The organism is uncultured Flavonifractor sp., from assembly GCF_944387675.1.
Classification (GTDB): Bacteria; Bacillota; Clostridia; order Oscillospirales; family Oscillospiraceae; genus Flavonifractor.
The window spans coordinates 1-9916 of record NZ_CALXFV010000084.1 but is presented as its reverse complement, the minus strand read 5'-3'; the positions used below and the strand labels follow the sequence as shown (position 1 = coordinate 9916).

Annotated in this window: 10 protein-coding genes; 2 read left to right on the top strand and 8 right to left on the bottom strand. The window is 62.3% G+C overall.

The features are described 5' to 3' along the window. Both Q0J74_RS08480 and Q0J74_RS08475 read left to right on the top strand, forming a co-directional pair. On the top strand, window positions 1-120 hold a 120-nt coding region (locus Q0J74_RS08480; RefSeq protein ID WP_297213294.1), incomplete at its 5' end, for a DUF4368 domain-containing protein. A gap of 67 nt (window positions 121-187) precedes the next feature. Next, a complete protein-coding gene (locus Q0J74_RS08475; RefSeq protein WP_297213291.1) occupies window positions 188-625 on the top strand; it encodes an XRE family transcriptional regulator in 438 nt (145 codons plus the stop codon). Window positions 626-663: 38 nt separating this feature from the next. Here the strand turns inward: Q0J74_RS08475 and ligA are convergent, their stop codons facing one another. From ligA to murD, 8 genes are all read right to left on the bottom strand, one after another. Beyond that, on the bottom strand, window positions 664-2643 hold the full coding sequence (ligA, locus tag Q0J74_RS08470; RefSeq protein WP_297213288.1) for an NAD-dependent DNA ligase LigA: 1980 nt from the start codon (window positions 2641-2643) through the stop codon (window positions 664-666). Further along, window positions 2585-3262: a VanZ family protein gene (locus Q0J74_RS08465; RefSeq protein WP_297213285.1), complete on the bottom strand. Its 678-nt coding sequence runs from the start codon at window positions 3260-3262 to the stop codon at window positions 2585-2587. Before Q0J74_RS08465 ends, ligA begins: the two co-directional genes overlap by 59 nt. Before the next feature lie 86 nt (window positions 3263-3348). After that, the gene (gene yunB / locus Q0J74_RS08460; RefSeq protein ID WP_297213282.1) at window positions 3349-4029 is read right to left on the bottom strand and encodes a sporulation protein YunB; all 681 of its coding nucleotides are present in this window, start codon (window positions 4027-4029) and stop codon (window positions 3349-3351) included. 42 nt (window positions 4030-4071) lie between these two features. Continuing rightward, window positions 4072-5325 (bottom strand): aminotransferase class I/II-fold pyridoxal phosphate-dependent enzyme, encoded by a 1254-nt coding sequence (locus tag Q0J74_RS08455; protein ID WP_297213279.1) that lies wholly within the window; start codon window positions 5323-5325, stop codon window positions 4072-4074. Between the two features lie 24 nt (window positions 5326-5349). Further along, a complete protein-coding gene (locus Q0J74_RS08450) occupies window positions 5350-6348 on the bottom strand; it encodes a M42 family metallopeptidase (RefSeq protein ID WP_297213276.1) in 999 nt (332 codons plus the stop codon). Window positions 6349-6352: 4 nt separating this feature from the next. Beyond that, window positions 6353-7378, bottom strand: coding sequence for a M42 family metallopeptidase (locus Q0J74_RS08445; RefSeq protein ID WP_297213273.1), 1026 nt, complete (start codon window positions 7376-7378; stop codon window positions 6353-6355). After that, the gene (locus Q0J74_RS08440) at window positions 7375-8409 is read right to left on the bottom strand and encodes a M42 family peptidase (RefSeq protein WP_297213270.1); all 1035 of its coding nucleotides are present in this window, start codon (window positions 8407-8409) and stop codon (window positions 7375-7377) included. The genes Q0J74_RS08445 and Q0J74_RS08440 overlap by 4 nt, the downstream gene beginning before the upstream one ends. Before the next feature lie 23 nt (window positions 8410-8432). Continuing rightward, window positions 8433-9824, bottom strand: a complete 1392-nt coding sequence (murD, locus tag Q0J74_RS08435; protein WP_297213267.1) for a UDP-N-acetylmuramoyl-L-alanine--D-glutamate ligase — start codon at window positions 9822-9824, stop codon at window positions 8433-8435. Window positions 9825-9916: the final 92 nt, after the last annotated feature.

Genomic DNA, 9916 nt, shown 5'->3' with positions numbered 1-9916 from the left:
GCCGAACTTTTGAATACGCTGATTGAAAAAATCGTTGTCCATGAAGCGGTCAAAGGTGAGGACGGAAGCCGGGAACAAGAGGTAGAAATCTTCTACCGCTTTATCGGCAAAATTGATTAAATGACATCAATATCTTTAACTATGTGATACCGGCCAGGGCTGCCCGGATCCGGCGCTCTGGGAGGGTTTGGCCGCCCTGCTGGGGGCGGATTTGCTGAAGCTCCTTCAGGGGGAGCTGCGGGCCAACCGGCCGGATTCCGGCAATATGAGGCGGCTGCGCTTTTCTGTCTGCCCGGTGTGCGGGAATGTACTGACCAGCACCGGAGACTGCGGTATTTTCTGCTGCGGGCGGCGGCTGGAGCCCCTCTCCCCTGCCGCCGAACCGGAGCCCTTGAAGCTGCGGGTGGAGGAAATGGATCTGGATTACTACATCTCCTGGGACCATCCTATGCGGAAGGAGCACTTTTTACGCTTTGCCGCCTATGTGCAGGACGACCGGGTGCTCCTCATCCGCCTTTATCCCGAGCAGGAGCCGGCGGTGCGCATCCCCGCCACCAGGCGGGACGGCACGCTCTACCTGTACTGCACCAGCCACGGCCTGCAAAGGCATGCGCTGAACTTCTGAAAACAGCCCCGGAAGCCGCAGCTTCCGGGGCTGAACCTTTATTGGGCGAACAGCTGCATCAGCTCCGCCTCCGTCAAGACCGGGACACCCAGCTCACGGGCCTTTTTCAGCTTGGAGCCGGCGGCCTCTCCCGCCACCACATAGCTGGTCTTTTTGGATACCGAGCCGGTCACCTTGCCCCCCTGGGCCTCAATCAGGGCGGTGGCCTCCTTTCGGTCCAGGTGCTCCAGGGTGCCGGTCAGCACAAAGATCTTCCCGGCCAGTGTATCCCCCACCGGAGCCTCCGCGCTGTCAAAGGATACCCCCGCCTCCCGCAGGGTCTGGATCAGGTGCTGGCTCTGCGCGCTTTGGAACCAGTCCAGCAGGCTTTTGGCGGTAATGCCGCCGATGTCAGGCACGGCGGTAAGCTCCTCCTCCGTGGCGGCCATCAGGGCGTCCAGGGTGCCGAATCGGGCGGCCAGCACCTTTCCCGCCTTCTGGCCCACCTGCCGAATACCGAAGGCAAAGAGCAGCCGGCCCAAGCCGGCGGACTTGGACCGTTCAATGGCGGCCATCAGGTTCTCCGCGCTCTTCCTGCCCATCCGCTCCAACGGCTCCACCTCCTCCGCCCGCAGGCGGTACAGGTCGCCGGGACCTTTGACCAGTCCGGCCCCCACCAGGCTCTCCACCACAGCGGGTCCCAGGCCCTCAATATCCATGGCATCCCGGCTGGCAAAGTGGACAATATGCCGCAGCCGCTGGGCGGGACATTCCGCGCCGGTGCAGCGGATGTGGGCGCCCTCCTCGTCCCGGGCCACCGGGGCGCCGCACACCGGACAGCGGTCGGGCAGATGATAGGGTACGGTACCCTCCGGCCGCTTCTCCTTCAAAACCGACACGATCTCCGGGATAATCTCCCCCGCCTTCTGTACCAGCACCGTGTCCCCGATGCGGATGTCTTTCTCCGCGATAAAATCCTGATTGTGGAGGGTGGCATTGGTGACCGTCGTGCCTGCAAGGCGTACCGCCCTGACCACCGCCTTGGGGGTCAGCACTCCCGTGCGCCCCACCTGCACCACGATGTCCTCCACCACGCTCTCCTTCTGCTCAGGCGGGTACTTGTAGGCCGCTGCCCAGCGCGGAAATTTCGCGGTAGAGCCAAGTATCTCACGGTCTGAAAGGTTATTTACCTTTACAACTGCTCCGTCAATATCAAAGGGATATTCCTCCCGGTCATCCCCCATGGAGGAGATGGATTCCGCGGCCGCCTGAATGGTGGAACAAGTGTAATGCGGAATTACTTTAAAGCGCTGCTGCTGCAAGTAGTCCAAGGTTTCCGTATGGGTGGTGAAGGTCTTTCCCTCCGCCCACTGGATGTTGAATACCCGGATATCCAGCTTCCGGGATGCGGCGATTTTGGGGTCCAGCTGCCGCAGAGAGCCGGCCGCCGCGTTCCGTGGATTGGCAAAGAGGGCCTCCCCCTTCAGCTCCCGGTCGGCGTTGAGCTGTTCAAAGCTCTTTTTGGGCATAAACACCTCGCCCCGGACAATGAGCGCGGGCAGAGCCTCTGGCAGGCGCAGGGGGATAGAGGGAATGGTCTTCAGGTTTTCCGTCACATCCTCCCCCACCTGACCATCTCCCCGGGTGGCGCCCCGGACAAACAGGCCGTTCTCATATTCCAGAGCCACGGACAGTCCGTCCACCTTGGGCTCCACGTCGTACTCCACGCCGCCGGGCAAAGTCTCCCGCACCCGCTGGTCAAATTCCTCCAGCTCCTCTACGGAAAACACGTCCTGAAGGCTCTCCAGCGGCACCCGGTGCCGGACCTGGGAGAAGCCGTCGGCCACCTTGCCCCCTACCCGCTGGGTGGGGGAATCGGGCGTGACCAGCTCCGGGTGTCGGGCCTCCAGCTCTTCCAGGCGGCGGAGCTTGTGGTCAAAGTCGTAGTCGGACATGCTGGGGTTGTCCAGCACATAGTACTCATAGTTGGCCTGCTCCAGCTCCCGGCGCAGGCCCAGAATTTCCTGTTTCTCGTCCATGGCGGACCTCCACTTGGAATCTTTGAATAAACCGGGGCGCGAGGCGGCTGAGCAGCAGATACAGCCAGAAGCCGCACAGCGCCCCCAGAGTATTGAGGATGACGTCGTCAATATCGGTGGTGCGCATCACAAAGTACTGTCCCACCTCCACCAGCAGAGAGGTGCCGAAGCCCACCAGGGCGGAGCGGCGCCAGTTGGCGCCCCGGAACAGCAGGGCGGGGAAAAAGCCCAGGGGGACAAACACCGCCAGATTCCCCAGGAAATTAAGGAGGGTGAAAAATCCCCCGCCCCGGGTCAGATCCTCCCAATAATCTCCGAACATCCGGAAGGGGATCAGGTTGACGTTGCTCCACACGGAGGGGCGGTCCACCAGCAGCTCAATGTCCCCCCACAGGCCGGGGGAATCCTCCATCCAATAGACGGGCCATAGGGTCACGGCCAGCACCCCGAACAGGCACATGATAAACAGAATCAGTCCCATTTCCCGCCGGAAGCTGGTGGTCAGACCCATGGCCCGAAGCGCCCGCCTCCGGTAGGGCCAAAAGCAGCAGAAAACCACGGCCGCCGGAACCGCCGCCACCAGCATTTCCCGCAGATAGTATAAAATTTCGTGCATCATACCTGACATTCCTCCCCGTTCCATTATGATAGCAAAATGGAAAAAGGAGTATCTATGTCTTTCCTTATATCTTTCTTTCGTTTTTCTTACGGTCCGGCGGCGGACAGGCTCAGATAGGTGTCCGGCACCTCACCCAGCAGCAGAGTCTCCGCCACGCACACCGAGGCGTCCACTCTGGTCTCTGTCTTTCCGCCGGGGATGAGCAGGGTAATCTCCACCTGTACGTCCAGCATCACCCGGTGGATGGTCTGGTTAATCCCCTCCGCGGCAAACAGATTCCGGAACTCCGCCGTGGGGGTGGCCGCCGCCAGCACCTGCACCGGCAGGTCCGGCCCCCAGTGGGAGGCGGTGGACAGTCCGGTGATGCTTCCCAGGGGAATGCCCAGTTCCTCACCACCCAGGCTCTCCACCCGCTCCAGCACTGTTTTCAAAATCTGAGTGCGCAGCTGATTCATCTTGGCGGAATCCATGGCGAGCAGCGTCACCTGCCCGCTGCTGTTCCGCTCCAGGTGCACCAGATCCTGATAGGCCACCGCCTCCGCCGACAGTGTCTCCATCACCGCGTCATTGACGATGCTGGTTACCACATTCTCCGTCCGGGCGACCGCCAGAGTGGTAACCACCGGCCGCAGGGCGCTGTCCAGCAGCCCAATCACCAGCAGCGCCAGCCCCACGCCCAGCAGCGCGGAGCAGAGCAGGCCTCCACCCCGCCGGGCGGGCTTCAGCCGCGGCAGGCGGAACCAGGGGCGGTATCTGTGCCTCGCCATAGCCTCACCTCCCATGGGAGGCTATGCGGAAACGGCCTGACCCTATGCCTCGGCCCGGAGCAGCTCCTCCACCGCCAGCATCACCCCGGCCTTTCCGCTCTCATAGGTAAGGCCGCCCTGAAAGTAGGCGGTGTAGGGCTCCCGCATGGGGGCATCGCAGGACAGCTCAATGGAGGCGCCCTGAATAAAGGCCCCGGCGGCCATAATCACCTGACAGTCGTAGCCCGGCATATCCCAAGGCTCCGGCGTTACATAGGAATCCACCGGCGCCCCGAACTGAATGCCCTTGCAGAACTTCTTCAGGGGCTCCGCACTGCCGAAGTGGAGCATCTGGATGATGTCATGGCGCACCGCGTCGGAGGCCGGGTCCACCCGGTAGCCCAGCAGCTCCATCATCCGGGCGGCAAAAACCGCCGTTTTCACCGCCTGGGCAGTGGTGTGGGGGGCAAGGAAAAGCCCTTGATAGAGGCTGCGGTTGGCGCCGAAGGTGGAGCCGCACTCCTTGCCGATACCGGGAGTGGTGAGCCGCATGGCGGCTCCCTCTATCAAATCGCGCCGTCCGGCGATATAGCCGCCGGTGGGGGCCAGGCCGCCGCCGGGGTTTTTGATAAGGGAGCCCACCACCAGGTCGGTCCCCACCTGGGTGGGTTCCAGGGTCTCTACAAACTCGCCGTAGCAGTTGTCCACCAGCACCGCGGCCTTGGGATTGTTTTCTTTGACCACCCGTGCCAGCGCGCCAATCTCCTCCACAGACAGGGAACTGCGGGTGGCGTAGCCCCGGGAGCGCTGGATGAGTACCGCCTTCACCCGGGGGTCCTTCACCGCCGCCGCCAATCCAACCGGGTCAGGAGTATTGTCAACCAGATCCACTTGCCGGTACTCAATTCCGTAGCTTTTCAGGGAGCCGGGACCCTTGTCCACCACACCGATAACCCCCAGCATGGTATCATAAGGGGCTCCCACGGCGGATACCAGAACATCCCCCGGCTGCAACGCCCCGAACAGGGCGCAGGAGATGGCGTGGGTGCCGTTGACGAATTGCAGGCGCACCAGGGCGTCTTCGGTGTGAAACAGATCGGCAAAAATGGCGTCTAGAGTATCCCGGCCCAAATCGTCATAGCCGTAGCCGGTGGTACCGGCGAAATGGGCCTCGGATACCCGGTGTCTCTGAAACGCAGCCAGTACCTTGGCGGTATTCTCCTCCGCAATGGCGTCAATGCGGTCGAACTGGGGCTGGATGTCCGCCTGCGCCCGGGCCGCTAAGGTCCGGACCTTATCACTTATCTGTAAAGACATATTCCTGTAACCTTCTTGATTTTTCTAATTGTCCAGCTTGGTCTGAGCAAAGGCCGCCGCCAGGTCGGCGCAGGCCTTGATGTCGTCCAGGTCGGCCATCTCCTGGGGGGTGTGGATATACCGGGTGGGGATGGAGATGCCGCCGGTAGAAACGCCCGCCCGGCTCTGGTGAATGGCGCCGGCATCCGTGCCGCCCGATTTCAGGATGTCCTTCTGGGCCGGGATTCCCTGCTCCCTGGCCAGTTCCTCCAGCTTGGCCACCACGGCGGGGTGGCAGATCACCGAGCTGTCCATGACCTTGATGGCCGCCCCCTTCCCCGCCACGCTGGAACAAGCGTGGGGCGCATCGGGAATATCATCGGAATCTGTCACATCCACGGCAATCCCGTAGTCCGGGTCAATGCCATAGGCGGCGGTGCGGGCGCCCCGCAGCCCCACCTCCTCCTGGACGGTAAAGACAAAATAGAGGTCATTTTCCGTCTGTTCCAGCTGCTCCATGGCCATCAGCAGCACCACACAGGCAATGCGGTCGTCCAGATAGGGGGAAAAGATGCGGGAACCGTTGACAAAGCCGGCAGTGTCGTAGACGGCGGTATCCCCTACCTGCACCATGGCCTTGGCCTCTTCCTCGTTTTTCGCGCCGATGTCCAGGTAGAGATCCTCCAGCTTCATCTCCTTGGGTTCGGTTTTTCCCTGACAGGCCACCACACCCCGCACCCCGTTTTTGAAACGGACGGGAGTACCTAACACTTCGTGGGCATCCAAGCCGCCGATACGGCCAAAGCGCAGAAAGCCCTTCTCATCCATGTGGGTAACCATAAAGCCGATGGAATCCATATGGGCGGCAAAGAGGACCTTTTTGCCGCTTCCCTTCTTGTGGCAAATCAGATTGCCCAGGGTGTCGGTGGAAGTCTCGTCCACAAAGGGGGCGGCCAGCTGTTCAATGGCCCGGGCCACCTGCCCCTCGTCGCCTGAGGGTCCATGGCAGGCGTTCAGCGCCTGCAAGGTCGCTAAAATATCCATACGTTCAAACCTCCTTGGCTACATCGTAAATCAGCGCCCTTGCCAGAGCCAGCACCGCCTCCATATCGCTGACACAGGCCAGTCCGGCGGGGGCGTGGACATAGCGCACCGGCGCGGAGAGCACCGCAGTGCGCACACCGGACTTGGTGCGCTGAATGGCGGCGGCGTCATTGGAGCCGGACACAAACCGTTTGAGCTGCCAGGGAATGCCCTGTTCCTCCGCCAGGGTCCGCAGCCGCTCGAACACTCCCCGGTCGGCAATGGAGCCTCTGTCCATCAAAGTGAGCACCGCGCCGCCGCCCAGAGCACACACCTGTTTCTGGGGCGGCGTACCTGGCAGGTCGGCGGCGGTGGTCCCCTCCAGAACCAGCGCCAGCTCCGGCGTAACGGAGAAAGCCGCGCCGAAGGCCCCCCGGGTCCCCACCTCCTCCTGGGCGGTGAAGACAAAGGTGCAGTCCATGGGCAGCTCCTCTTTCAAAAGGGTGAGCAGCACGGCACAGCCGATCCGGTCATCCAGGGCCTTGGCTTTGAGCAGTCCGTCCCCAAAGGACTCCGGTCGGGTGGTAAAAACCGCCACGTCCCCCAGATTGACCATCTTCTCCGCTTCCGCCCTGTCCCCGGCGCCGATGTCAATATAGTAGTCCTTCAGCTTGGGGACGTTTTTCTCCTCTTCCCGGCTCACCAGGTGGTAGGCCTTCAGGCCCACCACGCCGGGCAGGCGGTTCGGCCCCACCAGCACCTGCTTGCCCAGCAGCACCCGCCGGTCAAGGGAACCCACCGTATCGAATTTCAGGTAGCCTTCCTCCGTCATGTGACGGATCATCAGGCCCACCTCGTCCATATGGGCGCACAGCAGCAGCTTGTCTCCCGCCGCCTTCGCCCCCTTTTTGCGTATAATCAGATTACCCAGGGCGTCGGTACGAATCTCTTGGGCATAGGGCGCGGCCTCCGCCTGCAAAAACTCCCGCACCTCGTCCTCCCAGCTGGACACACCGCTGAGGGCGCACAGCTGCATCACCAGCTCCTTCACAGCGGCCACTCCTTTCCCAGATCCTCGGTAAACGCGGCCAACAGCCGGGCGGTCTGCTCCAAATCCTCCAGAGACAGGGTCTCGATGGGGGTATGCATATACTTCAGGGGCAGAGAGAGCACCAAGGTAGCCACCCCTTCCCGGCTGACCTGCATGCCCCAGCCGTTGGTGCCGGTATGGCCGGACATGACCTCCTGCTGAAAGGGGATATTTCGCTCCTTCGCCTTTTCCAGTACCCGCCTGGTCATCCAGCGGGTCATATTGGGTCCTATCCCCACCGCCGGGCCACCGCCCAGGACAAAGGTCCTGTCCTCCGGTCCGTCCGGCGTACGTCCGTGGGTCACGTCCACCGCCACACAGCAGTCCGGCTGAACCGCCCAGGTACCCACGGCGGCCCCCACCCCGGAGATCTCCTCCCGGGTGGAGCCCATCACGTACACGTCCACATCCAGCGCCTTGTGGGAGAGCAGCTCCAGCGTGCGCAGCAGCACCGCAAAGCAGGAGCGGTCATCCATGGCCTTTCCACACATCAGCTTTTCTCCCAGGGGGAAGCAGCCGCCCCGGTACACCGCCGGCGTTCCCACCGGTATGACAGCCTCCGCCCGGGCCTGGGACAAGCCCACGTCGATAAGCAGTTCCGAACTGGGAATGGCCTTGTCCTCCGCCTCCCCGTCTTGGAGATGGGGGGGCTGGCAGGTAATTACACCGGGCAGAGGTGGGGTGGCCAGCACCCACACCTCCCGGCCGGGCAGCATCCTGGGGTCCACCCCGCCGATGGTACGGAAGCGGAGGAACCCCTCCTCTATACCGGTAACCAGCAGGCCGATCTCATCCAAATGGGCGTCCAGCAGCAGCTTTTTCGCCCCGGGCCGGCCGCAGCGCCGGACGCCGATCAGGCTGCCCAGCCGGTCTGTCCACATCTGGTCGGCAAGCGGTTCCAACAGCCGGGCGGCGACGGCCGCCGCCGGGGCCTCAAATCCGGAGGGAGCCGTGCAGCCGCACAGCTCCTCCAGCACCGTTCTGATATCCAATGGCATGTTCACTCCTCACTCGGTTACGAAAGGCTGTAGATGATCTTCTTGAAGGCGGCGCCCCGCTCCATGAAATTCTTGAAGTGGTCAAAGGAGGCACAGGCGGGGGACAAAATCACTACATCGCCAGGCCCGGCCGCCCGGTGGGCCGCCAGCACAGCCTGCTCAAAGTCGTCAATCACAGTAATGGGAAGGGACTGGGGGCGGTAGTCCGGGGCCTGCTCCACCGCTGCGCGGATCTGACCGGCGGTGGAGCCGGTGAGAAACAGCGCCTTGACATGGGCCGTGATCTCCGGCCCCAGCACATCGAAGGGGATATGCTTATCATAGCCGCCGGCAATGAGAATCACCTTCTGCCGGAAGGAGCGCAGGCCGGCAATGGTGCGGGAGGGACTGGAGGCGATAGAGTCGTTGTAGTACTTCACCCCGTTGAACGTGCGGACAAGCTCAATCCGGTGCTCCACTCCGGCAAATTTTGCCGCAAATTCCCGCACCACCTGGTCGGGTACCAGGCCGTCCAGCGCGGCGATGGCGGCCATATAGTTCTCCACATTGTGGTCCCCGGGCAGCAGAATATCGGACACCGGCAGCACCGGCCGCTCATGCATGGCGTTGCGCACCCAGATGACTCCATCCCGGAGAAACACGCCCCGATCCAGCGCCTGGCGGCGGCTGAAACCGGTCACCCGGCCCGGCGCCTCCTCGCGGAAGCTTCGGGTGATCTCGTTGTCCTCATTGAGCACCAGAAGGCCCTCCGGCCCCTGATAGAGGAAAATGTTCCGCTTGGCGTCCACATATTCCTCCATGGACTTGTGTACATCCAGATGGTTGGGGGCCAGATTGGTGACCACGGCAATATCCGGACTCTGCTCCATGGTCATCAGTTGGAAGGAGGACAGCTCCAGCACCGCTACGTCCCCCGGCTCCATCCCATCCACATCGGGCAGCAGCGGTCTGCCGATGTTGCCGCCCACATACACCGTCTGTCCCGCAGCCTTCAGCAGCTCGGCAATGATGGTGGTGGTGGTGGTCTTGCCGTCACTCCCCGTCACCGCGATGGTGCGGCAGGGGCAGACCTGGAAAAACACCTCCATCTCGGAGGTGAGCACGGCTCCCTGCTGGAGCGCCTCCACCAGAGGGGGCAGGTCCGGCCGCATACCGGGGGTACGAAAGATGACGTCGAAATCCAAATGCTCCATATAGTCCGGTCCCAGTTTAAGCGTGGCGCCCAGGCTCTCCAGCTCTTCCGCCAGACCGGCAAATGCCTCCTTGGGCTTGCGGTCGCAGGCTGTCACTCTGACGCCCGCCCGCAGCAGCATTTTGAGCAGCGGAGTGTTGGACACGCCGATGCCCAGAACGGCCACCCGCTTTCCCTTCAGCTCCGCCAGATATTCCTGTATGGTGGAACGCTTCATAACAGTTCCTCCCTTTTCATAGTTTAACCAATTTATTATATCCTACCTGGCGGTAAAATTCAATCAGAAGCAGCTTTGGATTTGACAAGCGC